This window comes from Pseudomonas sp. FP818 (assembly GCF_030687335.1).
Lineage (GTDB): Bacteria > Pseudomonadota > Gammaproteobacteria > Pseudomonadales > Pseudomonadaceae > Aquipseudomonas > Aquipseudomonas shahriarae.
On sequence record NZ_CP117427.1, the window covers coordinates 3044601 to 3071254 of the forward strand.

23 protein-coding genes and 3 pseudogenes are annotated in these 26654 nt (G+C 59.9%); 18 read left to right on the forward strand and 8 right to left on the reverse strand.

The genetic code is table 11. The features are described from left to right. The first annotated feature begins 66 nt into the window (after positions 1 to 66). Together PSH80_RS13575 and PSH80_RS13580 are read left to right on the forward strand one after the other, a co-directional pair. On the forward strand, positions 67 to 708 hold the full coding sequence (locus tag PSH80_RS13575; protein WP_057436955.1) for a DUF1345 domain-containing protein: 642 nt from the start codon (positions 67 to 69) through the stop codon (positions 706 to 708). A 260-nt stretch (positions 709 to 968) separates the two neighbouring features. Further along, positions 969 to 1430, forward strand: a complete 462-nt coding sequence (locus tag PSH80_RS13580; protein ID WP_057959444.1) for a hypothetical protein — start codon at positions 969 to 971, stop codon at positions 1428 to 1430. A 67-nt stretch (positions 1431 to 1497) separates the two neighbouring features. Here PSH80_RS13580 and PSH80_RS13585 read toward each other — a convergent pair whose 3' ends face one another. The 4 genes from PSH80_RS13585 to PSH80_RS13600 all read right to left on the reverse strand — a co-directional run bounded on the left by PSH80_RS13585 (position 1498) and on the right by PSH80_RS13600 (position 7518). After that, positions 1498 to 3762, reverse strand: coding sequence for an autotransporter outer membrane beta-barrel domain-containing protein (locus PSH80_RS13585; protein ID WP_057959443.1), 2265 nt, complete (start codon positions 3760 to 3762; stop codon positions 1498 to 1500). Positions 3763 to 4050: 288 nt separating this feature from the next. After that, complete coding sequence (locus tag PSH80_RS13590; RefSeq protein WP_305417103.1) at positions 4051 to 5166, reverse strand: hypothetical protein; 1116 nt, start codon at positions 5164 to 5166, stop codon at positions 4051 to 4053. A gap of 369 nt (positions 5167 to 5535) precedes the next feature. Next, positions 5536 to 6042, reverse strand: coding sequence for a hypothetical protein (locus PSH80_RS13595; protein ID WP_305417105.1), 507 nt, complete (start codon positions 6040 to 6042; stop codon positions 5536 to 5538). 624 nt (positions 6043 to 6666) lie between these two features. Continuing rightward, positions 6667 to 7518, reverse strand: a complete 852-nt coding sequence (locus tag PSH80_RS13600; RefSeq protein WP_305417106.1) for a hypothetical protein — start codon at positions 7516 to 7518, stop codon at positions 6667 to 6669. Between the two features lie 257 nt (positions 7519 to 7775). On the opposite strand from PSH80_RS13600, the pseudogene PSH80_RS13605 reads away from it, so the two are divergent. From PSH80_RS13605 to PSH80_RS13625, 5 genes and pseudogenes are all read left to right on the forward strand, one after another. After that, positions 7776 to 8796: pseudogene (locus PSH80_RS13605) on the forward strand (LacI family DNA-binding transcriptional regulator). A gap of 64 nt (positions 8797 to 8860) precedes the next feature. Then, entirely contained in the window at positions 8861 to 9643 is a 783-nt protein-coding gene (locus PSH80_RS13610) for a sugar phosphate isomerase/epimerase (RefSeq protein WP_057959439.1), read from the forward strand. Beyond that, positions 9636 to 10580: a sugar kinase gene (locus PSH80_RS13615; protein ID WP_198792143.1), complete on the forward strand. Its 945-nt coding sequence runs from the start codon at positions 9636 to 9638 to the stop codon at positions 10578 to 10580. Before PSH80_RS13610 ends, PSH80_RS13615 begins: the two co-directional genes overlap by 8 nt. A 58-nt stretch (positions 10581 to 10638) precedes the next feature. Continuing rightward, positions 10639 to 11937: an MFS transporter gene (locus PSH80_RS13620; protein ID WP_305417108.1), complete on the forward strand. Its 1299-nt coding sequence runs from the start codon at positions 10639 to 10641 to the stop codon at positions 11935 to 11937. Then, positions 11937 to 12914, forward strand: coding sequence for a D-glycerate dehydrogenase (locus tag PSH80_RS13625; RefSeq protein WP_057959437.1), 978 nt, complete (start codon positions 11937 to 11939; stop codon positions 12912 to 12914). The genes PSH80_RS13620 and PSH80_RS13625 overlap by 1 nt, the downstream gene beginning before the upstream one ends. Positions 12915 to 13647: 733 nt before the next feature. Here the strand turns inward: PSH80_RS13625 and PSH80_RS13630 are convergent. Further along, positions 13648 to 15273, reverse strand: coding sequence for a methyl-accepting chemotaxis protein (locus tag PSH80_RS13630; protein ID WP_305417111.1), 1626 nt, complete (start codon positions 15271 to 15273; stop codon positions 13648 to 13650). A 234-nt stretch (positions 15274 to 15507) separates the two neighbouring features. On the opposite strand from PSH80_RS13630, the gene PSH80_RS13635 reads away from it, so the two are divergent. The 3 genes from PSH80_RS13635 to PSH80_RS13645 are packed head-to-tail and all read left to right on the forward strand — an operon-like array spanning position 15508 to position 17965. Continuing rightward, complete coding sequence (locus tag PSH80_RS13635) at positions 15508 to 16935, forward strand: nucleobase:cation symporter-2 family protein (protein ID WP_057444103.1); 1428 nt, start codon at positions 15508 to 15510, stop codon at positions 16933 to 16935. An 8-nt stretch (positions 16936 to 16943) separates the two neighbouring features. Continuing rightward, on the forward strand, positions 16944 to 17411 hold the full coding sequence (locus tag PSH80_RS13640; RefSeq protein ID WP_057959435.1) for an LEA type 2 family protein: 468 nt from the start codon (positions 16944 to 16946) through the stop codon (positions 17409 to 17411). 5 nt (positions 17412 to 17416) lie between these two features. Then, positions 17417 to 17965: a GNAT family N-acetyltransferase gene (locus PSH80_RS13645; protein ID WP_120733204.1), complete on the forward strand. Its 549-nt coding sequence runs from the start codon at positions 17417 to 17419 to the stop codon at positions 17963 to 17965. Between the two features lie 18 nt (positions 17966 to 17983). Here the strand turns inward: PSH80_RS13645 and PSH80_RS13650 are convergent, their stop codons facing one another. After that, the gene (locus PSH80_RS13650; protein WP_038441493.1) at positions 17984 to 18235 is read right to left on the reverse strand and encodes a hypothetical protein; all 252 of its coding nucleotides are present in this window, start codon (positions 18233 to 18235) and stop codon (positions 17984 to 17986) included. Positions 18236 to 18399: 164 nt separating this feature from the next. On the opposite strand from PSH80_RS13650, the gene PSH80_RS13655 reads away from it, so the two are divergent. Beyond that, positions 18400 to 18720 carry a YqjD family protein gene (locus PSH80_RS13655; RefSeq protein ID WP_057436701.1) on the forward strand — a complete coding sequence of 107 codons (321 nt, stop codon included), beginning with the start codon at positions 18400 to 18402 and terminating at the stop codon, positions 18718 to 18720. 39 nt (positions 18721 to 18759) lie between these two features. Here PSH80_RS13655 and PSH80_RS13660 read toward each other — a convergent pair whose 3' ends face one another. Both PSH80_RS13660 and PSH80_RS13665 read right to left on the reverse strand, forming a co-directional pair. Continuing rightward, entirely contained in the window at positions 18760 to 19791 is a 1032-nt protein-coding gene (locus PSH80_RS13660; protein ID WP_120733206.1) for an Ldh family oxidoreductase, read from the reverse strand. A gap of 339 nt (positions 19792 to 20130) precedes the next feature. Next, positions 20131 to 20400 (reverse strand): PepSY domain-containing protein, encoded by a 270-nt coding sequence (locus tag PSH80_RS13665; RefSeq protein WP_057436705.1) that lies wholly within the window; start codon positions 20398 to 20400, stop codon positions 20131 to 20133. Positions 20401 to 20551: 151 nt separating this feature from the next. On the opposite strand from PSH80_RS13665, the gene PSH80_RS13670 reads away from it, so the two are divergent. The 7 genes and pseudogenes from PSH80_RS13670 (at position 20552) to PSH80_RS13700 (ending at position 26601) form a co-directional block, all read left to right on the forward strand. Further along, positions 20552 to 21550, forward strand: coding sequence for a FecR family protein (locus PSH80_RS13670; protein WP_057436707.1), 999 nt, complete (start codon positions 20552 to 20554; stop codon positions 21548 to 21550). Positions 21551 to 21894: 344 nt separating this feature from the next. Next, positions 21895 to 22356: a hypothetical protein gene (locus tag PSH80_RS13675; RefSeq protein ID WP_057959431.1), complete on the forward strand. Its 462-nt coding sequence runs from the start codon at positions 21895 to 21897 to the stop codon at positions 22354 to 22356. Further along, on the forward strand, positions 22353 to 22907 hold the full coding sequence (locus tag PSH80_RS13680) for a hypothetical protein (RefSeq protein ID WP_057436711.1): 555 nt from the start codon (positions 22353 to 22355) through the stop codon (positions 22905 to 22907). Before PSH80_RS13675 ends, PSH80_RS13680 begins: the two co-directional genes overlap by 4 nt. Positions 22908 to 22975: 68 nt before the next feature. Continuing rightward, positions 22976 to 23731 (forward strand): hypothetical protein, encoded by a 756-nt coding sequence (locus PSH80_RS13685; protein ID WP_057436713.1) that lies wholly within the window; start codon positions 22976 to 22978, stop codon positions 23729 to 23731. 65 nt (positions 23732 to 23796) lie between these two features. After that, positions 23797 to 24480, forward strand: a pseudogene (locus PSH80_RS13690) (C39 family peptidase). Between the two features lie 37 nt (positions 24481 to 24517). After that, entirely contained in the window at positions 24518 to 25264 is a 747-nt protein-coding gene (locus PSH80_RS13695; protein ID WP_057436717.1) for a hypothetical protein, read from the forward strand. A gap of 49 nt (positions 25265 to 25313) precedes the next feature. Beyond that, positions 25314 to 26601 (forward strand): annotated as a pseudogene (locus PSH80_RS13700) (hypothetical protein). Positions 26602 to 26654: the final 53 nt, after the last annotated feature.

The following is a 26654-nucleotide window of genomic DNA, read 5'->3' on the forward strand; positions in this document are numbered from 1 at the left end:
GAGCCGGCAAGCCGGCTCCTGCAGGAATAGGCTATGGTGCTCAAACATCCCGCATTTGTGAGCACTATGCCCTTCCTCGCCCGAACCCACCCTCGCCTGTCCGCTGCCGCCGTCCTGGGCCTGGCAATCGGCATCCTGGCGCCCTTCGATTCAATCCTCAGCAAAATCCTGATCGGCTGGAACGTCGGGGTCTGGACCTACCTGGTGCTGATGCTGCGCCTGACCATCCGTGCCAAGGCCGAGGACGTCAAGCGCATCGCCGAGGTCGAGGATGAAAACGCCGGCCTGGTGTTATTTATGGTGTGCATTGCGGCGATTGCCAGCCTGGCGACGATTGCCGTTGGCCTGGCCGGCAGCAAGGACCTGGGCACTGCCGAACGCCTGCTGCATTACGGTTTTACCGGGGTGACGGTGATTGGTTCGTGGCTGCTGATCGGGGTGATTTTCAGCGTGCACTATGCTCGCCTGTATTACACCTGGGAGGGCAAGGCGCCGGCGTTGCGCTTTGCCGAGGGGCTGCTGACCCCCAACTACTGGGACTTTCTGTATTTCTCCTTCACCATCGGCGTCGCCGTGCAGACCTCGGATGTGGGAGTGGCTACCCGCGCCATGCGCAAAGTGGTACTGGGGCAGTCGCTGATCGGGTTTCTGTTCAATACGGCGATATTGGGGTTCTCGATCAATATTGCGGCGGGGCTTTTTGCTTGAAGTTGCATCGGGCTTAGAACTAAAGCGTATTAATGGCAGGTTATTAGACTGTCATTCCTCACAGTAGAAAATCCCGTGCAAAGGCGTCTGATGCTTTCAGGCCAGGTGCCGAGTCAGGCCACGCATCACTCATGAGTCGCTGCCTTCGTATACTGTTAGTTCTGACAGTTTACAGCCCACGCGCACTGCTATTTCATGACTCGAACAGAGCCCTCGAAACCTCTGTTATTCGCACAATCATCAGCGATGGAGAAGCGATCATGAGCGTACAAGCGCAACAGTTGTCCCCTGCGCAACAAAAAGCACTGTACCCCAAGGCCCTCAGCGCCACCGGTACATTCGACGCATTTATCGATACGATATCGGTCCACTTTCAGACTTTGACCCTGGTGCATGACCATGACGCGGCCATCTACCGCCTTCTAGCACGACATGCTGATAATGCAGTCACCGTGAAAAAAATCACGATTGAACTGCCCGACACCATTCGCAATGGGCAGGTATTAGAGCTGGATAAGTGGCAGTCCAATAAGGTCAATGTCTGGTATGCCGTCAAGTCGCCTACGATTCATTACGCCGTGCGCTGCTCCACAGGAACGTTGATCATTAACAACCTGGAAGCCGGCATCATCAAAATCAGCGGCACGCTGAATGGCACCACCGATGAAGATGTCAACGGGAACCCACACACACTGGAAGTCGGTTTCGACGTAACCAGTTGATCGATTATGCAAAAGCAAAAAAAAACGCCCGTATCTTTCGATACGGGCGTTAATAAGCGTCAAGTCTTTACCAACTGTAGCGCACACCTACGTTGGCACCCCATGGCTGCTCGACCCGGCCACCGCTGCTGTGCTCTAGGTCGGCGTGCAGTTGCAGGTTTTGCGACAACTTAACCGCGACGCCCGCACCGAACTCGGCGCGTGAACCCGATAGGTCGTTGTTGAACTCATGGTTGTTCACCGCGACCTTATTGTTGTTGGCAAACTCATGCACCATCGCCGCCCGCAGGTAAGGCTGGAGTACGCTGCCACTGTCGAGCTGGATGTCACGCCCCACCGTCGCACCGGCCTTGGCCATGATCGAGCGGGTGCGCTCGCCATCGGCGTGCAGGCCATTTTTCATGTTGTAGTTGGCGCCCTGGATCACCACGGTGGACAGCTGGGCATACGGCTCGACGAAGTAACCGTCGTCCAGCTTGATATTGCGACCGAACTCTGCCGACAGGCCACCGCCGGTGTTGGCGTACTTGCCCTTGGACTTGGTGCCGTCACTCAAGCCGACCTTGGACTCGTTATGGAAACGGTTGAGCTTGGCCACGGCGTCGAAATACAGACCGCTCTCTTCATCCAGCCAGGTTGCGTAAGCACCCACGTAGTAGCTCTTCACTGTGCCCGACGTACCGCGCTTTAGGTTCAAGCCCGAAGTACTATGGCCGGCCATCACACCCACCAGCCACTGGCTGTCGGCCAACGGCGTGTCAGCACCCAGGGTAAAGCCCTGCTGGTTCTGGTTGTAGCCAACCCCGGTGCTCTCGGCCACCTTGTACTTGTTGCCATAACCACGCATCCACACACCCGCCTGACCAGGCTCGAAACGCAGCTCGCCCATGCGCGTACGCAGGGAAGTCGCCTCGCCGTACCAGACCGTGGGGGCGGTATTGAACAACGCCATGACCGAGCGAGTAGCCGGGCTGATCACGCGGTTGTTCGGGTCGAGGAACCAATCGGTGCCATCCTTTTTCAGACCATAGGAATAGGCACCCACGTCGACGACATCGCCCGCCAGTGAGAACTGCGCGTCACCGCCGCCGGTATGCACGATACGAATCGCTTCGGGGCTGACCGGCTCTGTACCGCTGGCTGCGAGCAACAGGCTGTGACTGCCGTGGGCTTCGCCGCTGATGTTCAGGAAGTCCGTGACGCCGTTGGCAAAATCGGTACCCATGACGAAGGTGCCGTTGCCGTCGAGACTGTCCAGGTCCAACTGATAGAACGCATCGGTGTGGCCGAATATCACCGTACCGTCCACCAGGTTCAAGGCACCCACCTGGCTGTCGGCGGTCAACTCCCAGTACGACCCATTGCCTACGTTCAAGCTGGTGACATTCTGCAGCTGGCCTTTGAGCCCGGAGCTGTTTTCCAGGTTCAAATGTGCCGTGCTGCCATCTTCGACAATGACGTCGCCTTTCAACCGGCTGCTATCGACATTCATGCTCGCCTGGGCACCGCCGTTGACTTCCAGCAGCACGCCATTGCCACCGGTCAGGGTTGAGCCGTTGCGCACGTCGATTTCAACTTCCATCTCCGCGCCAGGGTGACCTTCCACGACAATGGCCGAGCCGTTGCGCCCTTCGACGCTGGAGTTATCCAGCACCAGTTTGCCGGCATCGCTGCTGCCAGCGTCGTTGGTAAACAACACGCCATTCTTGCCGCCGATGATGCTGCTTTGGCTGGCAGTCGCCGTTGCACCGTCGAGCCACACGCCATCACTATCGGCGCCGGTGCCTTCGACCACAGTGTTCTGATTGAAGTGCAACTCAGCATTGCCCGTGGCTACTGCCCCACTCTTTTCCCCCCGGATGATGCTGTTGAACACCTGGGCAATGCCGCCCTTGTCGGAATTGAAACTCTGGTACGCCTGCAGACCGAAAGTTGTGTGGCTGATGATGGCACTGTTTCGGATGATGGCCGCACTGTCATCCAGGCGCACCGCCCCCCATATCGAGTGGTTGGATTCAACAGTGGCGCCGTCAACGTTGACGGTGGAGCCCTGCGTCGCACGGATATCTTCGATCCGGCTGCCGGTATTGACATTCAGCGTCGAGTCGTTGGCCAGGATATTTCCGGCGCGAGCACCGTTGACGGTCAGCTCGGACTTATGATCCAACTGCCAGTCATTTTTCATCTCATGGGGGCCAATGGTCCTTGACTCACCGATCAGTTGATCCGCTTGGACGCTGGTGTGCATCGCTGCAAGCAGAAGCACGCTAATGGCTGGAACATGCATCATCTTGCTCAAGGGCTTGAGCTCGAATTTGGTAGGTAATGACATCGGGGGTTCACTCTCTGGGTAGCGCCTGTAAAAACGGCTTGGCTCGTTCCCGTGGAATGAAGCCTCACCTGTAAGGCGCAGAGGTTACGTAGTGAACGTACTGATGACTGTAGGACTAATCCGAGCAAAGCTTAGGTATAGACACCGCAGTGGTATGGAAAACTGCACAACTGGCAAACTGATCCGTCCACAAGCCGTAGTCCATTGCTACCAGATGCACAAAAGGGAAGCCATGCTTCCCTTTTGTGCTTTCAGCAGTTTGTAGACTTGGAGGCGTTGATTCGTAGGTTAAGCAGGTATGCCATCACAGAAAGAGTCAGGGTTGGAGAATATCGTGAATACTTCGGCCAACCGCCCGCGACCGATGCCTCCACCCGCCACGTTCGTGGTGTAGGTGACCTCGCAAGGGCCGAACGGCGCTTGAGCCAGGAATGGACGGTAAATGATATCGACATAAAAACCGTTGGCCACATCGGCAGCGGTCAAGGGCGCAGTTGTAATAGGCTCTACAAAGGGGCCCGGTGGGAGCTGGGGGTACTGGTTGGTGATAGTGACCGTAACCTCCACAGTATTGCCCACTACCAGCCTGACATCGCCCGGAATGAAAAGCATGGCAGCCAGGACCGGCGGCGAGCCAGGCATCCGTTGTACCAGCGACTGACAGGTCCATTCGCCAGCGATGAGATTCTCATACCTTGCCGGCGCCAGTTCCACCGTCACGGCATCGATCACATTGACCGTGGTAAGGGGCGACGGGTTCTCATTGATAGTGCCGGGGCCAATGACAGAATAACTGACAGGCTGCAGATTGTTCCCGTGGCGGGCAACCACCGCCCAGGGAATGATAAACCTCGCGTCCTCGCCAGGAACCGTAGTGCTTAAAGGGAAAGGCCCGACACGCTCTTTGGAGGCGCCCCAATACAGGTAAAACTCATTGTCTGGATGAGGCAGTGCCGCAATGGTCCAGAGTCGAATCACAATAGTCACAGGTCGGTCCGCATCGCCAATGCGCAGGGTATTCAACTCCTGTGAGTCCTCGCCAAACACTTGTGCCGGGTTCAGCCCAGGGTTCATATCGCCTGGTTCCAGTGTGCCCGGCAGTACAGGCCCTTCTACCGACAAGTCGAGCCGGACGTTTTTAGCGGGTGAGAGGAAGAACACACCGTTGCGATCAGTCCGGTAACGCACGCTTACCGTCTGAGGACCTAGCGTCGCGGTATAGGCGGCCTTGATCGCATCATTCATATTACTGAAAACTACCGGGAAGCCCGTGAGTTCAGTGGTTTGCGGGCCAAAGGGCTGGCTTTCCCATTGCGTCTCGAACTTGTCCAGTCCTGTAGCGAAATTAAGATACTGTTCGATATGGAGTTTAATGCCCAGCACAAAGTCCGCAATGCTGAGCACATCATCAGTGCTACCGTCACGTGGGGCCGGCGCAAGCGGTAGGAATGGCTCCAATAGTACGGGGGTCGGTCAGTAACGAGACCGTGCGAAACTCATTGAACGATGGGCGACTGATATTCCCTGCCCGGTCAACCATGGTGTAGAAAAAATAATAAAGCCCACTCAAGATGATCTGGCCGGCGGGCAGGAAGAAGGTGCTGTTGTCGGGTGGTGGTAGCAGAGGCACACCTGGGCCGCTCACCAGATACTCTGGTCGTGGGTCCATTACCGGGCTGAAGTAAACGTTAGCTATGTCCCCCGGTTCGAATCGCCCAGGCTGGGGACTGAAGGTGTTGCGGGGAATAACAATCTCCACGCCGCCATGATTTATCAGGAACGCATTGTCGATAATGGTCCCCGCTGGCGCATTAGCCAGCATCGGAACGGTGGGTTGTCACGTGACGACGCTACAGCGTAGGGCGCAATCAGATCGACGCGAAACGCGGCAGGGTTGGACTCGTCCCGCGCAGCACCTGGTGCGCCATTGGAATTGCGGTATTGCACGACTTTGATCTCATAAAAGCCATGCGGGAACTCAAACTCGGGAGACGGCGCCGGAATGTATCTATCGATGATTGCAGGCACGGGGTCCAAGTTGATCTGGAATGGTTCCAGAAAGGGCCGCCAAGTGGGCACCGGATCGGTGGTTGTGCGAATTTGAATACCCAGCCAGTCGGTCGGTACCGAGATCCGCCCGGTTCGACACTCCACGGTGATACCCGCACGAGCAACGGCCGCTGGAATAAGACCCGTTGCATTATCCAGTGCCTCTGCAATCGTGGGCGCATCAATAATCAAAGTTTCGGATGTAATGGTGACGTCAGGGTTGCTGCTCATATCAGTCTCTCCTTAGTACTTAATGTAGGCATCGCACAAACACTCATGAAGTGGCCGGACGGCCATCGCCCCGCTGCTTGAGTGACTGCCAGGTGACTGAAATCGCAGCAACACTCTTCCCAGCCGTATGACATGCGGCCAAACAAACCAACTTTGGATTTACCCGTCAGAAGTTCAGTGAAACGTACGCGGTGTTCCAACACTCATGACGCAAAGCACTCGCAATCAGGGTTCTGGGCCATTGCCGTCAATCCAGCAGTAGATGGGGTTTGGCGGGGGGGGCGAGGTATTCACTACCCGATCGAAGGGCACATACCTAGAAGCAGACCGGCCAATGATCACGCCTCCCCTGGACACCGTGTAATGAGCTTCTCCTTCCGGCGTTTTTTTTCAGGGGCCGAATCAAGCGCTCGACATCGAGTATCCAGAAGGCATAGCCGGACGCATCGCTGACCTCATCCCAGTAATGCGTGAGGGTTTCCACGATATTGGGGTCTGGATTGACATCCGGGTACAGCCCGTACCCCTGGAACCGCAGCGTAATCAGATCACCAGAACGGATGTCCGCGTGAGGGGCTATGAACACCTCGACACCGAACCAGATCGGAGGCTGGGTGCTGCAGGTCAAGTAGCCGTTAGGATGCAACTCCGATTGCGGGAAACGGGGCCGAGGGTAGTTGGAGGGCGGAAGGTCGGTTTGCAGCCTGACTTGCGCCACCAGTGAAAACATCGGATTGATGTTGCCGGCACGGTCTTGCAGGCGATAGAAGCAGAAGATCCAGAGCGCCCCCGGAAAACGACGGAACACCTCGCTGGGCACGTCCACGAATATGCGGCCGGTGGCGCTGGCCAACGGTGTGCAGAAACCAGGGTCGGCGCGCCGGTTGGCAAGATATTCATGTCTGAAAAATACATCGGCACCTGATCACCCACCTCACGCCCCAAATATCCCTGCGGGATTTCCATGGGCACCAGCGGGTTGGCGACCAGGTAGGCCTCGGTAATCGGATCAATGGGAAAAATGGCCGGTGGCAGCAACGCGCCGCCACCGGGCGCATCGCGGTCGATCCTGATCGTCACAACCTCAGAGCTATCGACGCTGGGGCTGTTCGGCGTGCCGTTATGGATGCGAAACGTCAGATCAATAATTGCACTGTTCAGCAGGAATGCCTGGGGTATCTGCATCGGGTAGGGAAAGTCGGCGGCCGTCATCGGGTTAGGCAGCAACACCGGTGGCGTGTCGACCGGGCGGGCACCGCGGACGCTCCACTCGAACACCACATATTGGTCTCTGCCCGGACCCGGTAGAAACGCCCAGGGAGTGGGAATCAAAAGCTGTAGATCAGAGAAGTAAAATTGCACCGGCACCAACCCATCAGGCAGCGCGTCGACGACGATGGGCGCGTCAATCGCCAGGCTGCCTCCTGGGCCTTGGGGGCCATTCGCGCTCGATTGGCCAGCATTGTGGGTGCTCATCCAAACCTCCCTCTACACGCCTATGCATCACCTGATCACGGCGCTTGCGGCTCTGTTGGGGCAATTGAACACCTCCTGTGGTACTGCGGATACTGTCAGAACTAACAGGTGCGCTCGCCGCTCGTCGGTTTGAGCGGCCTGACTTCATACCGATCCCAACAAATATTTTCTTGACGAGAGTGGCTGACTGGTGTTTTCTGAAACCGGTTTCAATGCCCAGCGCACTGCCACCTCACACTAATAAGAAAGGCCCCGCCGTGACTTCATTCTCCGCCGCCCAGCGCAGCCGCGTGACCATGCTTGATGTAGCCCAACGCGCCGGCGTATCCAAGGCCAGTGTGTCGCGCTTTATCGGCGACGACCGCGCCCTGCTGTCCGACGCCATCGCCCAACGTATCGAACAGGCTATTGATGACCTGGGCTACCGCCCCAACCAGATGGCCCGTGGCCTGAAACGTGGACGCACGCGCCTGATCGGCATGCTGGTAGCGGATATCCGCAACCCCTATTCGATTGCCGTGATGCATGGCGTGGAAACCGCCTGCCGACAGCACGGCTACAGCCTGGTGGTGTGCAACACCCGACCGCGATGACGAGCAGGAGCGCCAGCACCTGGCGGCGTTGCGCGCCTATAACATCGAAGGCCTGATCGTGAATACCCTGGGCCATCACCGCGACCAGTTACTGGAGCTGCAACGGGAAATGCCCCTGGTGCTGGTGGACCGTAAGGTCGAGGCGCTGCACAGCGACCTGGTGGGCCTGGATAACCCACTGGCCGTGGGCATGGCCCTGGATCACCTGGAGCAACAGGGCTATCGGGATATTTTGCTGATCAGCGAGGCCGCCGATGGCACCAGCTCGCGGATTGAGCGCATGGACAGTTTCCAGGCCCAGATCAGCCGTCGCAAAAAAATGCACGGCGCTGTACTGGAGATAGACCTCGACCTGCCCCAGCGTTTGCAGACGTTTCTGGGCGCAGGCCAAGCCGGGCCCAAAGCCTTGTTCTGTGCCAACGGCATTGCCGCGCTGGCCTGTAGCAAAGCCCTGCGCGAGTTGGGTTGCCGATTGTTCGAGGACGTTGGCTTGATCGCCCTGGATGACCTGGAGTGGTACCCACTGGTAGGCAGCGGCATCACCGCCCTGGCCCAGCCGACCGAAGCCATTGGCGCCAGCGCTTTTGAGTGCTTGCTCAAGCGGTTGCGCGGCGATACCTCGGCGACCCGTTCCCTGGATTTTGCCCCGCAACTGATCGTGCGAGGCTCAACCCAACCCGTGTAGGCATAACCGCCTGCACGGGCATTTTTTTATCTACAAATGAAACCGGTTTCAGAGATCAATAAAAATGCATAGATATCCCGTTTCCATCAGCCTTTCCAGCTACGGCGCCGACCTGGTTCGCCAGCGCGGCCAGTTGAGTTTCGTCGAGCTGCTGGCCGCTGCCGGGGCCAGGCGTATTGAATGGCGTGAAGAACTGCTGACCAGCGAACAACCCGGCGAACTGGCCCAGGCCGCCGCCGCGCAAGATCTGGAGTGTGTGTTTTCGTCGCCCCTGGAGCTGTGGGTCGCCGGGCGTGCCCAAGCCAATTCGGAGCTGGCCGCCACCCTCGACCGGGCCCAGGCGTTCGGTGCGCGCTGGTTGAAGGTTTCGCTGGGTTACTTCACCGACACCAACGACCTGCACAGCCTCAGCGCCCTGCTCAACCGCCACCCGGTGCGCTTGTTGGTGGAAAACGACCAGACCCTGCACGGCGGGCGCATCGAGCCGATGCAACGCTTCTTCGATGAAGCCGAGCGCCTGGCGGTGCCGGTGAAAATGACCTTCGATATCGGCAACTGGCACTGGCAAGACCAGTCCGCACGTACCGCCGCTCGCTTGCTGGGCCGGCATGTGGATTACCTGCATTGCAAGGCCGTGGCCCGCCGCGCCGACGGCAAGTTGGTAGCCCTGCCGCCCGGCAGCGCCGACCTGCATCTATGGGAACAATTGCTGCAGTTGATGCCCCAAGGTATCAGCCGCGCGGTGGAATTCCCGCTGCAAGGCGACGACTTGGTGGCGGTCACCGCCGAGCAGGTCACCGCCCTCGCCCACCTTGGCCAACCGCGTGTGGAGAATGCCCATGTCTGAGATCGATATCCTCTCGTTCGGCGAAACCATGGCGATGTTTGTCGCCGAGCAAACCGGCGACCTGGCCCAGGTCGGCCACTTCGAAAAGCGCATCGCCGGGGCCGACAGTAACGTGGCGATCGGGTTGTCACGCCTGGGCTTCAACGTCGCCTGGCTGAGCCGGGTCGGTCATGACTCATTGGGGCGGTTTGTGGTCGCGGCCCTGGATCGTGAAGGCCTGGATTGCCGGCATGTGGCGGTGGATCCCGCGCACCCCACCGGCTTTCAGCTCAAGTCCCGGGAAGAGAGCGGCGACGATCCCCAGGTAGAGTATTTCCGGCGTGGCTCGGCGGCCAGTCACTTGTCCAGCGCCGCAATCACTCCAGAATTGCTAACGGCGCGCCATCTGCACGCCACCGGGATTCCGCCGGCGCTGTCGGACGCCACCGCCGAACTGTCGCGCGAGTTGATGAGCCAGATGCGCGCGGCCGGCCGCAGTGTGTCCTTTGACCCGAACCTGCGCCCTTCGCTATGGCCCAGCGAGCAAAAAATGATCCGCGAAGTCAACGCCCTGGCCGGCCTGGCGCATTGGGTATTGCCGGGCCTGAGTGAAGGTCGGCTGCTGACCGGTTTCGAAGATCCCGGGGATATTGCCGCCTTCTACCTCGACCTGGGCGTGGAAGCCGTAGCCATCAAGCTCGGCCCCCACGGTGCCTACTACCGCAGCCAGCTGGACCAGGGCTTTGTCGCCGCCGTGCCGGTGGCCAAGGTGGTGGATACGGTGGGAGCCGGCGACGGCTTTGCCGTGGGCCTGATCAGCGCCCTCCTGGAAAACCTCAGCCTGGCCCAGGCGGTACAGCGCGCCAACTGGATCGGCAGCCGCGCAGTACAGAGTCGCGGCGATATGGAAGGCCTGCCCCTGCGCGCCGACCTGCCCGCCTGGCAAAAAGCCGGCTGACCCGGACCGACAACCCGTTACCTGTTGCCACAACTACAACAAGCTCAGGAGCAACCCCATGAACAACCTGAAACTCGCCACCCGCCGTTGGTGGTACATCATGCCCATCGTGTTTATCACCTACAGCCTGGCGTACCTGGACCGTGCCAACTACGGCTTCGCCGCCGCCTCCGGGATGGCCAAAGACCTGATGATCACCCCGGGCATGTCCTCGCTGCTCGGTGCGCTGTTCTTCCTCGGCTACTTTTTCTTCCAGGTACCGGGGGCGATCTATGCCCAGCGGCGTAGCGTGAAGAAACTGATTTTCGTCAGCCTGATCCTCTGGGGCGGCCTGGCGACCCTCACCGGCGTGGTGTCCAACGCCTATATGTTGATCGCCATCCGCTTTATGCTCGGGGTGGTCGAGGCCGCCGTGATGCCGGCGATGCTGGTGTACCTGTGCCACTGGTTTACCCGTGCCGAACGCTCGCGGGCCAACACCTTCCTGATCCTCGGCAACCCGGTGACCATGCTGTGGATGTCGGTGGTATCCGGCTACCTGGTACAGCATTACAGCTGGCGCTGGATGTTTATCATCGAAGGCCTGCCGGCGGTGTTCTGGGCCTTTATCTGGTGGCGCCTGGCCGATGAGCGCCCAGCCGATGCCAAGTGGCTGAGCGCTGGCGAGAAACACGACCTGGAAACCGCCCTGGCCGCCGAACAGGTCGGGCTCAAGGCTGTGAAGAACTATGCCGAAGCCTTCCGTTCGCCCAAGGTGATCATCCTCGCGCTGCAATTCTTTTGCTGGAGCATCGGCGTCTACGGCTTTGTGCTGTGGCTGCCGTCAATCCTCAAGGCCGGCCTGAAAATGGACATGGTCGAAGCCGGCTGGTTGTCGGCGCTGCCCTACCTGGCGGCGGTGATCGGCATGCTGGTGGTGTCCTGGGGCTCGGACAAGCTGCAAAAGCGTAAGCGCTTTGTATGGCCACCGCTGCTGATCGCCTCCGTGGCGTTTTATGGTTCCTACTTGTTGGGGGCCGAGCATTTCTGGTGGTCCTACACCCTGCTGGTGATCGCCGGCGCCTGCATGTATGCGCCCTACGGGCCGTTTTTTGCCATCGTCCCGGAAATCCTCCCGGCCAACGTCGCCGGCGGCGCCATGGCCTTGATCAACAGCATGGGCGCCCTCGGTTCGTTTGGCGGCTCCTACCTGGTGGGCTACCTCAATAGCAGCACCGGCTCGCCCGGTGCGTCGTACCTGCTGATGAGCGGCGCGTTGCTGCTGTCGGTGGTGCTGACGATTTTCCTCAAGACCGGTGCCCGGGAGCCGTCCCCGGCAGCACCGTTGCACTCCCTGGATTTGAAGGTAAGAACCTGATGAAAAAGCATGTCGTGCTGTACAAGAAACTGTCCGCACCGTTGATGGCCCGTTTGCATGAAGCGGCCCAGGTGACCTTGATCGAATCCCTCGACCCCGCGGGCCTGGCGCAACTGCGTGAGGCACTGCCCAGTGCCCACGGCCTGCTGGGGGCCAGCTTGCGCCTGGATGCGCAACTGCTGGACCTGGCGCCGCGCCTGGAAGCCGTGGCCAGTGTTTCGGTGGGCGTCGATAACTACGACATCGACTACCTGACCCAACGCGGCATTTTGCTCAGCAACACCCCGGATGTACTCACCGAAACCACGGCCGATACCGGCTTTGCACTGATCCTCGCCACCGCCCGACGCGTAGTGGAGCTGGCCAATCTGGTGCGCGCCGGCAACTGGAACCAGAACATCGGCCCCCTGCACTTTGGCAGCGATGTGCACGGCAAGACCCTGGGTATCATTGGCATGGGGCGCATTGGTGAAGCCCTGGCCCAGCGTGGGCACTTTGGCTTTGGCATGCCGGTGATTTACCACAGCCATTCGCCCAAACCTTTGGTGGAGCAGCGTTTCGGCGCGCGGTACTGCAGCTTGCCGGAGTTGCTGCAACACGCTGACTTTGTTTGCCTGACGTTGCCGTTGACTGCACAGACTCAGGGGTTGATTGGCGCCAAGGAATTCGCCCAGATGGGCCCGGAGACGATTTTCATCAATATCTCCCGGGGCAAGGTAGTAGATGAGGCGGCACTGATCGAAGCCCTGCAACAGCGCACGATCCGCGCGGCGGGGCTGGATGTGTTTGAGCGTGAGCCGTTGAACCACGACTCGCCGTTGCTGCGTTTGAACAACGTGGTGGCGACACCGCATATCGGCTCGGCCACCCACGAGACCCGTGAAGCGATGGCGCGGTGTGCGGTGGATAATCTGCTGGCGGCGTTGGCGGGCGAGCGGCCGAAAAACCTGGTCAATTCCAGCGTATGGAAAGCCTGACAGCCCGACCCAATGCCCGTGTGTCAGCCACCGAAAACAGTGACCGGACCACCGCTATCGCGGGCAAGCCCGCTCCCACAGGGATGTTCGGCGGGGCAGAAGTCTGGGCCACACCATCAATCAAATGTGGGAGCCTGACAGCCCGATCCAATGTCCGTGTGTCGGCCACCGAAAACAGTGACTGGACCACCGCTATCGCGGGCAAGCCCACTCCCACAGGGATGTTCGGCGGGGCAGAAGTCTGGGCCACACCATCAATCAAATGTGGGAGCCTGACAGCCCGATCCAATGCCCGTGTGTCGGCCACCGAAAACAGTGACCGGACCACCGCTATCGCGGGCAAGCCCGCTCCCACTGGGATGTTCGTCGGGGCAGAAGTCTGGGCCACACCATCAATCAAATGTGGGAGCCTGACAGCCCGACCGAATGTCCGTGTGTCGGCCACCGAAAACAGTGACTGGACCACCGCTATCGCGGGCAAGCCCACTCCCGCAGGGATGTTCGGCGGGGCAGAAGTCTGGGCCACACCATCAATCAAATGTGGGAGCCTGACAGCCCGACCGAATGTCCGTGTGTCGGCCACCGAAAACAGTGACTGGACCACCGCTATCGCGGGCAAGCCCGCTCCCACAGGGATGTTCGGCGGGGCAGAAGTCTGGGCCACACCATCAATCAAATGTGGGAGCTGGCTTGCCTGCGATAGCGGTATGCCAGCCACCCAAGTCCTCCCTGCTTAGATCACAAACCGCGCCACCATCGCATTCAAATCCACCGCCAGGCGCGACAGTTCATGACTGGCGGCGCTGGTCTGGTTGGCTCCGGCCGCCGACTGCGTCGCCAGGTCGCGGATATTCACCAGGTTACGGTCCACTTCGCGGGACACTTGGGCCTGCTCTTCGGACGCGCTGGCAATCACCAGGTTGCGCTCGTTGATCAGGCTGATGGACTGGGTGATCTGCTCCAGTGCCACGCCGGCGGCGCGGGCCATTTCCAGGGTGCTTTGGGTGCGCTGGTTGCTCTGCTGCATGGACTGCACCGCTTCCCCCGTGCCGTTCTGGATCCCGGCCACCATTTTCTCGATCTCCTGGGTCGACTGCTGGGTACGATGGGCCAGGGCACGCACTTCGTCGGCCACCACGGCAAACCCGCGCCCGGCCTCACCGGCACGTGCCGCTTCGATGGCGGCATTGAGGGCCAGTAAGTTGGTCTGCTCGGCAATCGCGCGGATCACGTCCAGCACCTTGCCGATATCCCGGCCCTGGGTCGCCAGGCCTTCGATCAGCACCGAAGTATCCTGCACGTCCTGGGTCATGGTCTGGATCGCGCCCACGGTTTCCACCACACGATCGCGCCCTTCCCGCGCGGCCTGGTTCGACTGGGTCGAGGCTTCTGAGGTGGACACCGCATTGCGCGCGACTTCTTCCACGGCCGCGGTCATTTCATTGACGGCAGTGGCGGCCTGGTCGATTTCATTGTTTTGCTGCTGCAAGCCCTTGGAGGCCTCCTCGGTCACCGCGCTCAGCTCTTCGGCCGCCGACGCCAGTTGAGTGGCTGAACCGGCAATATGCTGGATGGTCTGGCGCAGGTTGTTCTGCATGGTAGCCAGGGCACCGATCAGGCGCGCCGGCTCATCCTGGCCGTCGTCCGCAATGACCTTGCTCAGGTCGCCGCTGGAGATGGTTTCGGCGGCGGCCACCGCCTTGCGCAGCGGTGTGACGATGCTGCGGGTCAACAACCAGGCAAGCAATACGGTCATCAGCGCCGCCACCACCGACACCACGACAATTCCGCTGATGGCATCGCTGTAGCTGCGCCCGGCGTCTTCCCCGGCCTGTTTGGCATTGGCGGCGTTGATCGCAATCAGCTTATTGAGTTGCTCGCCCATCTGATCCGTACCGTCTTTGATCCGGCTATTGATCAGGGCCCGCATCTCCTCGACTTTGTTCTGCTGGGACAGCGTCAGCATTTCAGCCTGGGCCTTGAGGTAGTTGTCCAGCGTGGCGGCAAAAGTCTTGTACAGCGCAGCTTCTTCAGCGCCGGCCGGCAGCGCGGCATAACCCGCCTGGGCCTGGCGCGCCTTGTCGACCAGCACCCCGATGCGCACCTGGGCCTCCTGCAGGGCGGCCGGTTCGCGATTGACCAGGACCCGAAACGACAGAATGCGCAGGCGCAACACGTTCTCGGTCATATTGGCCAGGTAACCGACACTCGGCAGTTGGTTAGCCCCCATATCCAGCGCGGCCTGGCGAATCAGCGTCATACGGTTGACGGCAAACACCCCCAGAACAATCACAAGCAACGCAATAAACGCAAAACCGAGAAACGCCCGAGGTGCGATATTCAAATTACGGAGGGACATAGGAAAGCTCTCAAGAAAGGATGGCTGCGAGCGTCCTTGCCGCGACACGGTCACTCAGCGTCAACGCGCGGAGATAACGGTTCGGCGCCACTGTTATAAAGGTTGTGTGGGCCTATAGGAGGTATCGGCAGACTTGAGGTTTTTTGCGGGGCTTGGAGAAATATTTTTTCACACTTTTGACAGTGGACGCTTTCTGGCATCCTGCGCGTCCATTTTCTGACCCGAGCACGTATCTTGTCTGACGCTCAAGCCCCCCGCCCCCGTTATAAATCGGACCTGATCTACGGTCTGGAAGACCGCCCGCACTTCACCGCTGCGGTATTTGCCGCCCTGCAGCACGTGCTCGCCAGCTTCGTCGGGATCATTACCCCGACCCTGATCGTCGGTGGTGTGCTGGGCCTGGAAAGCGAAGTGCCCTACCTGGTCAGCATGGCGCTGTTCGTCTCCGGCCTGGGCACGTTTGTCCAGGCGCGGCGCTTCGGCCCCGTGGGTTCGGGCTTGCTGTGCCTGCAAGGCACGAGCTTCTCGTTTATCAGCGTGATCCTCAGTGCCGGCTTCATGGTCAAGGCCCGGGGCGGCGGTACCGATGAAATTCTCTCGACGATCTTTGGCATCTGCTTTTTTGCCGCATTTATCGAAGTGGTGCTCAGCCAGTTCATCGGCAAGTTGCGCAAGCTGATCACGCCAGTGGTCACCGGCACCATCATCACCTTGATGGGGCTGTCGCTGATCAAGGTCGCCGTGACCGACATGGCCGGCGGCTATGGCGCGGCAGACCTGGGCGCGGCCGGCAATATGGGGCTGGCGGCCCTGGTGTTGCTGACCATCGTGGTGCTTAACCGCTTCAATAACCCGTTCCTGCGTTTGGGCTCGATTGTCATCGGCCTGACCCTGGGTTTTGTGGTGGCCTGGTGGCTGGGGCGTGTCGATCTGGCGGCGTTGCCCCAGGTGCCGCTGGTCAGCGTACCAGTGCCATTCAAGTACGGGTTCTCGTTCGACTGGGTGGCGTTTATTCCGGTGGCGGTGATCTTCCTGATTTCCCCCCTGGAAGCAGCCGGCGACCTGACCGCCAACTCGATGATTTCCCAGCAACCGGTCAAGGGCCCGCTGTATATCAAGCGCATCAAGTCCGGCCTGCTGGCCGATGGCCTGAACTCGGTAATGGCCGCCACTTTCAATAGCCTGCCGATGGTGACCTTCGCCCAAAACAACGGGGTGATCCAGTTGACCGGCGTGGCCAGCCGCTATGTGGCGTATTTCATTGCCGGGCTGCTGGTATTGCTGGGTCTGTTTCCGATGATTGGCGCTGTGCTGCAATTGATGCCCAAGCCGGTGCTGGGTGGCGCGACCCTGATCATGTTCGGCACGGTGGCGGTGGCCGGGATCAAGATCCTTGCCGAAGCCGGCCTGCATCGGCGCAATGTGCTGATCGTGGCGATTTCCCTGGGGATGGGCCTGGGCGTGGCGGCAGTACCGGAAGTGCTGCGCGAGCTGCCCAAGGCCTTGCACAACATCTTCGAGTCGCCGATTACCGTCGGTGCGTTCTGTGCGATCCTGCTGAACATTTTCCTGCCTGAAGAGTTCATAGAGCTGGAAGAAGATGAATTTGACCCGGAAGCCTCTACCCTCAAGGTCATGCAGGATCCGGAACCCACGAAATAGGAACCCTTATGCGCAGATTGATCGGCCTGACCCTGTCTCTGATATTGCTCAGCCTGAGCGCCTGCGCTTTGTTCCCCAACCGCGACCCGCTGCATATCAATGTAGTGGGAATCGAGCCGCTGCAAAGCCAGGATCTGGAAGTGCGCTTCGCGGTCAAGTTGCGGGTGCAGAACCCCAACGAAACCGCGATCGACTACAACGGCGTGGCGCTGGACCTGGAGGTCAATGGCCGGCCGCTGGCGGCTGGGGTGAGTGATCAACAGGGATCCATCCCGCGCTTTTCCGAGACCGTTCTGACCGTCCCGGTCAGCGTTTCAGCGTTTTCGGTGTTGCGTCAGACCCTGGGCCTGAGTCAGACCCAGCGTTTGAACAACCTGCCCTATGTATTGCGCGGCAAGCTGGCAGGCGGGTTGTTTGGCACGATGCGCTTTGTCGATCGTGGCACCCTGGACCTGCCCAACACCGTGACCTGGTAAATAGCATGGACACCCTACCCACCCTGTACACCGAACGCCTGATCCTGCAACCGCTGACCCTGGACGACGCCGAGGGCATACAGCAGCAGTTTCCCCACTGGGAAGTGGTGCGCTACCTCAATGCCCTGGTGCCCTGGCCCTACCCGGCCGATGGTGCGCGCAGTTACCTGGAACAGGTGGTCTTGCCTGCCATGGCCCAGGGCCGCGAGTGGCATTGGTCGATCCGCCTGCGCGAGGCCCCCGGGCAGTTGATCGGCAATGTGAGCCTGATGGATGAGCAGGACAACAATCGGGGCTTCTGGCTCGGGCCGCAATGGCAGGGCCAGGGATTGATGAGCGAAGCCAGCGCGGCAGTGACCGCGTATTGGTTCACGGTGCTTGGGCGCCCCGTGCTGCGGGTGCCCAAGGCAGCGCCTAACCTGGGCTCACGCAGGCTTTCCGAAAAAACCGGGATGCGCTTGATCCGCACGGAAGAAGGGCAATTCGTGGAGGGGGCGTTCCCCAAGGACATCTGGGAAATCACCCGCGAAGAATGGCTGAAACACCCCCTGTAGGCACCGATCAGCCCGTGCTTACTTGGCGGCCATCAGGCGATTGACTTCACTGCGCACCATGTTGGCAAATTCCGGCGGTGACATGCCGTCCAGCTCGGAACGCACCCATTCGGCCCATTTCCCCTTGCGTTTGGCGCGCTCGCCAAACAACCGTGCGCCCTCGCCCTTGGCCTTGCCCAGGTTGCTTTGCCACAGGTCATACAGACGGGACTTTTCATCTTCAAGCGCGGCGCGCTCGGCGAGGGGCTTGTTGGCCAGATTGAAGCTCATGTGGATTTACCTGCTGCACAAATAGGTGACATCTTACACTGTAGGTCGAAAGGTCCGAATTCGGATTTTTCATCGGCCCGATGCCGGGCGAAAAAAAACTGCAACTTTTAGCCTGCTGCAAGACTCCATTGTTCACTGCCCACTTACCCGCAAGGAGCTACTCAATGGCCCGTAAAACCGCCGCCCAAGCTGTCGAAGAGCAAATCAAGGACCAGGCGTTCAGCGAACTCCAGGCCCTGATCGAAGAGTCCGACAAACTGCTCAAGAGCAGCGCGTCGCTGGTGGGAGAAGAAGGTGAAACCCTGCGCGAGCAGGTCGCGATCAAACTCAAGCAAGCCCTGGATTCGGTGTCCAACGTGCGTGAGCGCAGCAAGCCGGTGGTGGATGCCACCGAAACCTATATCGGTGGCCACCCTTGGCAGACCGTAGCCATTTCCGCCGGCTTCGGCCTGGTGGTTGGCCTGCTGCTGGGCCGTCGCAACTGATGGATGCCTGGGCCGGTGCGGGTCAGCCCGCACCGCCCTTCAGCCCCGCGCTAATTCGCGCAACCGGGCCAGTTCGTCCCCATCGAGCATAATCCCCTCCCGTTCTGCCTTGGCCCGTGTGCGATGACGCCGGTCGCCGGGCAAGCGCCGCAACCCTGCCGCATGCATCTGTCGCACCAGTTCCTGGCTGCGCTGGGCAAAATCCTGCCCCGCGGTTTTACTGGGGTCGATCACAATCAGTAGCTGGCCGGTCCAGGGAGTCTTGGCGCCCGGGTGGTTCGACCAGTCGAATTCAAACGAGAAATTCCCCCCGGTCAGGGCCGCCGCCAGCAACTCCACCATCATCGACAACGCCGACCCCTTGTGCCCGCCAAACGGCAACAGCGCGCCGCCTTCAAGAATCGCCCTGGGGTCCTGGGTCGGCTGCCCCAGGCTGTCGACCCCAGTGCCCGGCGGCACACGCTCACCCTGACGGGCGGCAATCTGCACATCGCCATGGGCGATGGCGCTGGTGGCCAGGTCAAACACAATCGGCGGCCCATCGGCACGTGGTGCGGCGAACGCGATGGGGTTGGTGCCGAACAGCGGGCGATCGGCGCCATGTGGCACCACGCAAGTCATGCTATTGACCACGCTGAGGGCCACCAGACCTTCTTCGGCAAACGGTTCGACATCCGGCCATAACGCGGCAAAGTGATGGGAGTTACGGATCGCCAGTACCGCGATACCGGCGCTGCGGGCCTTGGCCACCAATAACGGGCGCGCGGCGGCCAGGGCCAGCTGGGCAAAACCATTGGCGGCGTCTACACGCACGAAACCCGAGGCCACATCCTCGACCACTGGCACCGCCTGGCCGTTGACCCAGCCGCTGTCCAGGGTCGAGACATAGCCCGGTATGCGAAACACCCCGTGGCTGTGCGCCCCATCCTGCTCGGCGCGGGCGCAGTTGTCGGCCAATACGCGGGCAACCTCAGGCGAGGCGCCATGCCGGCTGAAAATATCCTTGAGCAGCGTCACAAGCTCAGTGAAGCCAATTGAAGTAGTCACGGCAGTGGTGGGTGTGGCTGACATCTGAAGCTCCGGAATTGTTATTGGAGGGGGCAACAGCCTGCTGGATTTCGCTCGTTGATTAACAACGCGCGACAAGTGGGCTGTCAACCACCGACGCGGCTTCAGCGCTATTTAACAAACGCCGGGCACTGCCGGAGAGCGTTAGCACACCATGGGAAAAAGGCCGTAAAGGCACGATGGGAAACCGTCAAGCGGGTGCTCGACGGTTCCGTCTATGTGCTGAGTTCGCCGCCTGGCAAGCGAATGTTGACTCGGCGGCGCTCATGATCAGTCGCCCGGGACGTCAGTGGGACCCGACGCCTTCAATCGAAGGGATTCGATGAACTGATCCGGTGGGGGTCAGTCTTTCTGGTCACGCAACACATTGCCCGAAGCACCGTCGATGCGGACCTCATAGACAACACCGTCCGCCTTGCGACCTTTTACTTCCCAGTAACCGTTGTCGTCCGCTTCGGCCTGGTAGACCTCAATGTAACCGGCCTTGGTCTTGGCGGTTTCAATGGCTTTCTCGATGGTAATCCAGCCGGCTCCCGGCTTGTCGGCCAGGGCGGCGCCTGCACCGAGCAAAGTGGCAGTGGCAAGCATGGCAGTGAGGGTTTTCTTCAGCATTTTCTTACTCCGTTATAGAGAATGACTTACAGATCCAGATTTTTAGGGTGTTTGCAGGACGAATTAGTTCCACATTGATGCTCATTCGCCATGATGGCTGTTCTCGGCACCCTGCCCGGAAGGTTAGAATGTAGGAAATCAGGAAGCACCAATGACCCAGCAGCCCCTTTCAGAAGCCGAATATGACGCCGTCACCGATGCTGCCGCGCATTGGTGTATGCGCCTGCATGCTTTTGATTGCACGGCGGCCGAACGCCAGGCGTTCGAAGAGTGGCACGACGCGCATCCCCTGCATGCTTTCGAATATGCGGCCATGCTGGAAATCTGGGATGTGGCCGACCATTTGCCACGCAGCAACGTGCCCTCCCCGCCCCCGGTGCAGGTCCCGCCACCCAGCCGCTGGCGCACCTATGCAGTGGCTGCCGCCATCTCGTTGATGGCCCTGCCCCTGGCCGCTTTCACGGGCTGGGAAGCGGGTTGGCTGCCCAGTTCCTATGAGCATTACCTCGCCGAAGACGGCTTGCGCCAGGTGACCCTGGCCGATGGCAGCGAAGTGGAACTGAACCTGGGCACCGAGCTGGTCTACAGCAACTATAAAGATGAGCGCCGGGCCACCCTGAAAAAAGGTGAAGCGTTCTTTAAGGTCAGCCATGACCGCGAACACCCGTTTGTGGTGCGCGCCGGTACCGGGCAGATCCGAGTGACAGGCACCCAGTTCAACGTCTGGAAATACGACGACCAGGTGCGGGTCATGTTGCTGGAGGGTTCGGTGAAGATCAGCAGCGATGCCAGCCACAGCGGCGTGAGCCTCACTCCCGGAATGCAGGCCAGTTACCACGGGGGCGATGCGCAACCACAGCTACAGGCATTCAACCCCCATGATCCGGCGCTGGCCTGGCGCACCGGCAAGTTGATCCTCGACAACCTGGCACTGGTGGATGCCCTGCCCCTGATCAACCGTTACCTGAGCAAACCGGTGATGCTGGCCGATACCGGTACCGGCAATATCCGTATTGGCGGGATCTACGATATCCATGAAGTCACCCACCTGGTGTCGTCCCTGCCCAAGGTACTGCCGGTCTACCTGACCCAGAACCAGGATGGCAACACCGTCCTCAACTCGATACCGCGCAAAGTCCCCAAGACCTGACCTTCGCCAAGGCAGCACGGCGTGCATTGCCGGGCAACTGTGCGCGCCGCACTGTCCACTTTTGAAACACCCGTCACCGCGCAACGCCCCTCTGGCTGTGGATTCATCGGTTCGTCATCAATAGTGTTGCATTGCTGAAACACCCTCTTCCCCCCAGTCTGCCTATGCCAGGTGCCGGTCATTCCCCGGCGTCCCGTCTCAGGCCTGATACACCTCGCCCTACGCCCGCCCCGCCAGAAGCCCCAAGCCATTGAAAAACAAGTCAATATAAAAAGCGGCACAGCTCCTGCTCTATTCCTTACAGCGCTGTTTAGGGTCAGCGTCACAGAACAAGGAATGATGCCGTGGCAACTCTCAATCAAGGCTCACTGAGCCTCCTGCTGATCAGCTGTGTACTCAGCGCCAGTGTGAGCGTGCCCGCCCTCGCCGAAAACGGCGTCATCGTTACCGGGCGCAACGTCCAAGGCCATATGGCCGGGCGTTCTTCCTTCGGACCGGATCCTTATCCCACTACGGCCAATGCCAATCCTGGCGCGCAGATTCTACGCTCGACGACTAACGGCGAACTCAGCGACAACGACTTCGCAGGGGTCAGCAGTGGTTCCAGCATCACTCGATCCATCCTGCCCAATGGCACCCTCCCTGGCTTGAGCACCACCCATGGCAGCAGCGCCTCCGGGCTGGGTGCCGGCGCGGCTGCGGGCCATAGCGGTGGCAGCAGCCTGGGCGGACAGATCAGCGGGACGATTGAGCGTGGCATGGCCCCGCTGAACAACATCGGCAGCCTGATGGGAGGCCAGCAATGAAGCGCTCGTGGCTGATGCTCGCCGTGCTGGGTAGCTGCGCCGCGATGGCAGACAGCAATAACAACGCACTTATCGACAGCTCAGGCCAGCAGTACAGCGGCGTCGCTTCCATCAACCAGGCCGCTGGCAACCAGCAACAGCAGATCAATAGCCGTGCGATTACGGTCGGTGGCCAATCCACTGACGTACTGGTGCAGCGGCTCGATGGCCAGGTCGACCCGTCCCTGAATGCCAGCGCGGCGATCCAGGGTTCATCTTTCAGCAATGGCAACGGTGTACTGGGCGTCAACCAGTCGGCCGGGGCCAACAACCAGACAATCAATGCGGTGCGGATCAGCATCAACCCAGGCCCGCAAAGCATTGATGACAGCGTCCTGTCGCAACAGAACATGACGCTGCTACCAGACTCCCGATCCTCCTCTACCACTGGCAGCCGCCAGGTCGTTACCAGCGACCAGGCCTTCACCGGCAGCCGTGGAGTGGTACAGGTGAATCAGAGTGCAGGGGTGGGGAACCGCATGGCTAACACCCTCGGTATCACTATCAAGTAACTGCTTGATAGGTGTTTGTTAGGCCGTACCAACACTTAACCAACTAATTAGAAGCAAGGAGATACACCATGAAACCTACAATGGCTCTCAAACCACTGGTTTTTGCTCTGGCTGCGCTCATGGCTGTTGCTGCACAAGCTAGTGAAGATAAGTGGAAGCCAACCCCTGCCCCTAGCGGCACCGTGGCAGCCGTCGTGACCGACACTCAACTGAGCAAAGACAACAAGTTCGACGACACCAAAACCAACAACGACGCCTCGGCCAACCGCTCGCTGAACAGCAGCGACGGTAACCTGGGCGCCAACGTTGCCGCAGGCAGTGGTAACCAACAAGACAACAGCGCTGCCATCACCAGCAGTGCTGCCAAGGACGCCCTGGCGGTTTTCGCGATCGTAGACGTCGAGCAAACATCCAAAGACAACAAGTTCACCAACAAAGGCACGCAAAACGATGCTTCGCTGAACAACTCGGCGAACAACAGCTCGGGTAACGTGGGTGTCAACGTCACCGCAGGCCAAGGCAACCAGCAGAAAAACAACCTGGCAATCGTAACCTCCGATGGCAAAAACATTGGCGCTGCGGCCGTCACCAGCCAGGAATCGTTGAACAACACCTTCCTCAACACTGCTTCGGCTGGCAAAGGCTACGGCAACTGGGGCAAGACCTACGTCAACAACGATGCCTCCATCAACCACTCGGGCAACAATGCTTCCGGCAACATCGGAATCAACGTTTCCGCGGGTTCTGGCAACCAGCAATCCAACTCCCTGTCCCTGGGCAGCGGTTGCACCCAGTGCGCAGCTGGCAGCGGCGTACGCTTCTGACCTGACGCAGAGGGCCTTGGCAACAAGGCCCTTTTTTATTCCCGTGCCCACCCGGTCATTCGATCATGCGCCTCGCGACCCTGTGCCTGCTGTTAACCCTCACCGGCCCTTCCTGGGCTGGGCAAATGGCGATTTCCGCCATGCCCGGCGGTGCGGTGATTTTCAAGAAGGTCGAGAGCATCCGCGAGCGACGGTTCGCCAACCTGGTGGAACAGAAAACCGATTTCAGCTGCGGTGCCGCAGCACTCGCCACCATCCTGCCGCCAGGGTTACTGGCTGGATGTTGATGAAGAACACGTCATCAAGGGCATGCTGGTCAACGCCGACCAGGACCTGGTACGCACCCAGGGCTTTTCCATGCTGGACATGAAGCGCTACCTCGAAAGCATTGGCATGCGGGCCAGGGGCTACAAGATCGGGGCGGACACCCTGACAACGGTGAAGATTCCGGTGGTGGTGCTCCTGGATATCCGTGGCTACAAGCACTTTGTGGTGATGCAGCGCGCGCAGAGAAAGACTGGATCTACATCGGCGACCCGGTACTGGGCAACAAACGCTACTCGCGGGACGACTTCCTCGCCGGATGGAACGGCATCGTGTTTGCGGTGCTGGGTGAAGGCTACGACAAGGCCAACGCCCTGCTCGATCCGCCGATACCGTTGACCGCCAAGGGCAAAATGAACGAGTTCCGGCCCGTGGGCGACGCCGAGCTGATGGACTTCGGTTTCATCCAGAGCGACTTCTTCTAGAAGCGCCATAAGGAGCAGGAAGCTCCAGGAGCAGATGATGAACACTTACCGTTGGCTGACGGTCCTGTGCCTGGCAGCCTCAATGCCCGCTTATGCAGCCTCGGCGTTCAAGCCGATTGAAATAAATGATGCTGAACTGGCCCAACTGCGCGGCCGCTTCGTCATGCCGGGGCGGATTGTCAGCTTCGGTATTGTGATGAGCACCACCTGGACCAACGCCGCAGGCGATACCAGCACCGTCAAGGCCAACATGCAGATCGACTCCTCCACCATCACGCCGCAGTTCTATGTGCAGACTACCGGCGAGACCGGCAAGGGCAGCGACCGCCCCACGGGTACCGGTACGGTCATCGGCGGCTCCGGGCTGGGTACCGGCGCCGGCGTGACACAAACCGTACGCGCCGCGGGCGATGGCAATACGGCCTATAACAACGTCGGGATCAATGTCAGTGAGAACGGCCTGGCGCCCGCCAATCTGGTGCAGTCGGGCCAGGTACTGGTCGCCGGCGGTTCGATCTCTGGTAATAGCGCCGCTGGCAAGGTGAGTGTTTCTGCCAATAACGGCGGCCTGCAGATGGCGATCCAGGCCAACCATAATCAGGGCAGCGCCGTGCAGCAGATCGGCGGCGGCAATGTGCTGCAAGGCACGATTCTGCAAGGCAATAGCAACTTCGTTAATAACATGACCCAACTGAATGTCGTGCTCGGTAGCAACGGACTAAACAACGTGGCACTGAACTGCAACCTGGACCAACTCAAGGGTCTACGCACTCTCGGTTATTGAACTACGCTGACCCTCGACACTTACGCATTAGAAAAGGACGGCTTATTTCATGCATCGAACGTTATCGCTACGCGCCGTTGTTTGTTTAAGTACGCTCTTGCCGGCGAGTTTGTTGTACGCAGCGCCAGACGCCGATATCGAAACCCTCAAACAGGAACTGCTGGAACTCAAGCAACGCTACGAAGTACAGCAAAAAGCCCTGGCGGTCCTGGAGCAACGGGTGCGCCAGGTCGAGGACCAGCCCGCAGTACCCGCGCCCAAGCGCCTGGCCAAGTCACCTGCAGATTTCAAGCAAAGCGGCAGTACGGTGGCCGCCAGTGGCACCGGCGGTGCAACCGGCAGCTCCTATGGGCAGGCCCTCAAGGATGATTCGGCGCCGGCACAGAGTGTCAGCAACCTCTATAACGAGGCCAGCGGGTTCTTTGGCAATGGCAAGTTCAGCTTTGAGACGGGCATTACCTACGCTCGCTACGATGCCCGGCAATTGACCCTCAATGGTTTCCTGGCACTGGACTCGATCTTCCTCGGCAATATCAACCTGGATCGCATCAAGGCGGATAACTGGACCCTGGACATGACGGGCCGCTACAACGTCGATAACCGTTGGCAGTTCGACGTCAACGTCCCCGTGGTGTACCGCGAATCGACCTATCAGTCCGGGGGCGCCAATGGTGGCGCGGGAACAGCGACTTCAGAGGAGTCGGTCAGTCGCGACCCGACCATCGGCGACGTCAACTTCGGGGTTGCCTACAAGTTCCTCGATGAATCCCCCACCCTGCCGGACGCCGTACTCTCGGTACGGGTCAAGGCGCCGACCGGCAAGGAGCCGTTCGGTATCAAGCTGGTACGCTCGCCGTCCAACACCAACCTCTATGTGCCGGAGAAACCTGCCAACCGGCAATGGCGTATGGTCGGTGACCCCGGGGATTTCCCTGGTCAAGACCTTCGATCCGGCCGTGCTGTTCGGCTCGCTCTCCTACACCCACAACTTCGAAGATTCGTTTGACGACATCAGCTCCACGGTCAACGAAAAAGTCGGCGGCAAGGTACGCCTGGGCGACAGCTTCCAGTTCGGTGTCGGCGTGGCATTTGCCTTGAACGAGCGTATGAGTATGTCGTTCTCGGTGTCTGACCTGATCCAGCGCAAGAGTAAGCTCAAACCCGACGGTGGCGACTGGCAGTCGATTGTGTCCAGTGACGCCAACGCGGGCTACTTCAACGTCGGCATGACCATTGCCGCCAGCGAAAACCTGACCATCGTGCCCAACCTGGCCATCGGCATGACAGATGACGCGCCGGACTTCACCTTCAGCCTGAAATTTCCGTACTACTTCTAAACGCGCCTACAGGGAATGGCGAGTTTGAGATAAGGAAAAGCCCCGCCGCGATA

Coding starts and splice junctions, on each gene's coding strand:
- PSH80_RS13575 (WP_057436955.1), top strand. CDS start 67: ATGCCCTTCCTCGCCCGAACCCACCCTCGCCTGTCCGCTGCCGCCGTC.
- PSH80_RS13580 (WP_057959444.1), top strand. CDS start 969: ATGAGCGTACAAGCGCAACAGTTGTCCCCTGCGCAACAAAAAGCACTG.
- PSH80_RS13585 (WP_057959443.1), bottom strand. CDS start 3,762: ATGTCATTACCTACCAAATTCGAGCTCAAGCCCTTGAGCAAGATGATG.
- PSH80_RS13595 (WP_305417105.1), bottom strand. CDS start 6,042: ATGAGCAGCAACCCTGACGTCACCATTACATCCGAAACTTTGATTATT.
- PSH80_RS13600 (WP_305417106.1), bottom strand. CDS start 7,518: ATGAGCACCCACAATGCTGGCCAATCGAGCGCGAATGGCCCCCAAGGC.
- PSH80_RS13610 (WP_057959439.1), top strand. CDS start 8,861: ATGCATAGATATCCCGTTTCCATCAGCCTTTCCAGCTACGGCGCCGAC.
- PSH80_RS13615 (WP_198792143.1), top strand. CDS start 9,636: ATGTCTGAGATCGATATCCTCTCGTTCGGCGAAACCATGGCGATGTTT.
- PSH80_RS13620 (WP_305417108.1), top strand. CDS start 10,639: ATGAACAACCTGAAACTCGCCACCCGCCGTTGGTGGTACATCATGCCC.
- PSH80_RS13625 (WP_057959437.1), top strand. CDS start 11,937: ATGAAAAAGCATGTCGTGCTGTACAAGAAACTGTCCGCACCGTTGATG.
- PSH80_RS13630 (WP_305417111.1), bottom strand. CDS start 15,273: ATGTCCCTCCGTAATTTGAATATCGCACCTCGGGCGTTTCTCGGTTTT.
- PSH80_RS13640 (WP_057959435.1), top strand. CDS start 16,944: ATGCGCAGATTGATCGGCCTGACCCTGTCTCTGATATTGCTCAGCCTG.
- PSH80_RS13645 (WP_120733204.1), top strand. CDS start 17,417: ATGGACACCCTACCCACCCTGTACACCGAACGCCTGATCCTGCAACCG.
- PSH80_RS13650 (WP_038441493.1), bottom strand. CDS start 18,235: ATGAGCTTCAATCTGGCCAACAAGCCCCTCGCCGAGCGCGCCGCGCTT.
- PSH80_RS13655 (WP_057436701.1), top strand. CDS start 18,400: ATGGCCCGTAAAACCGCCGCCCAAGCTGTCGAAGAGCAAATCAAGGAC.
- PSH80_RS13660 (WP_120733206.1), bottom strand. CDS start 19,791: ATGTCAGCCACACCCACCACTGCCGTGACTACTTCAATTGGCTTCACT.
- PSH80_RS13665 (WP_057436705.1), bottom strand. CDS start 20,400: ATGCTGAAGAAAACCCTCACTGCCATGCTTGCCACTGCCACTTTGCTC.
- PSH80_RS13670 (WP_057436707.1), top strand. CDS start 20,552: ATGACCCAGCAGCCCCTTTCAGAAGCCGAATATGACGCCGTCACCGAT.
- PSH80_RS13680 (WP_057436711.1), top strand. CDS start 22,353: ATGAAGCGCTCGTGGCTGATGCTCGCCGTGCTGGGTAGCTGCGCCGCG.
- PSH80_RS13685 (WP_057436713.1), top strand. CDS start 22,976: ATGAAACCTACAATGGCTCTCAAACCACTGGTTTTTGCTCTGGCTGCG.
- PSH80_RS13695 (WP_057436717.1), top strand. CDS start 24,518: ATGAACACTTACCGTTGGCTGACGGTCCTGTGCCTGGCAGCCTCAATG.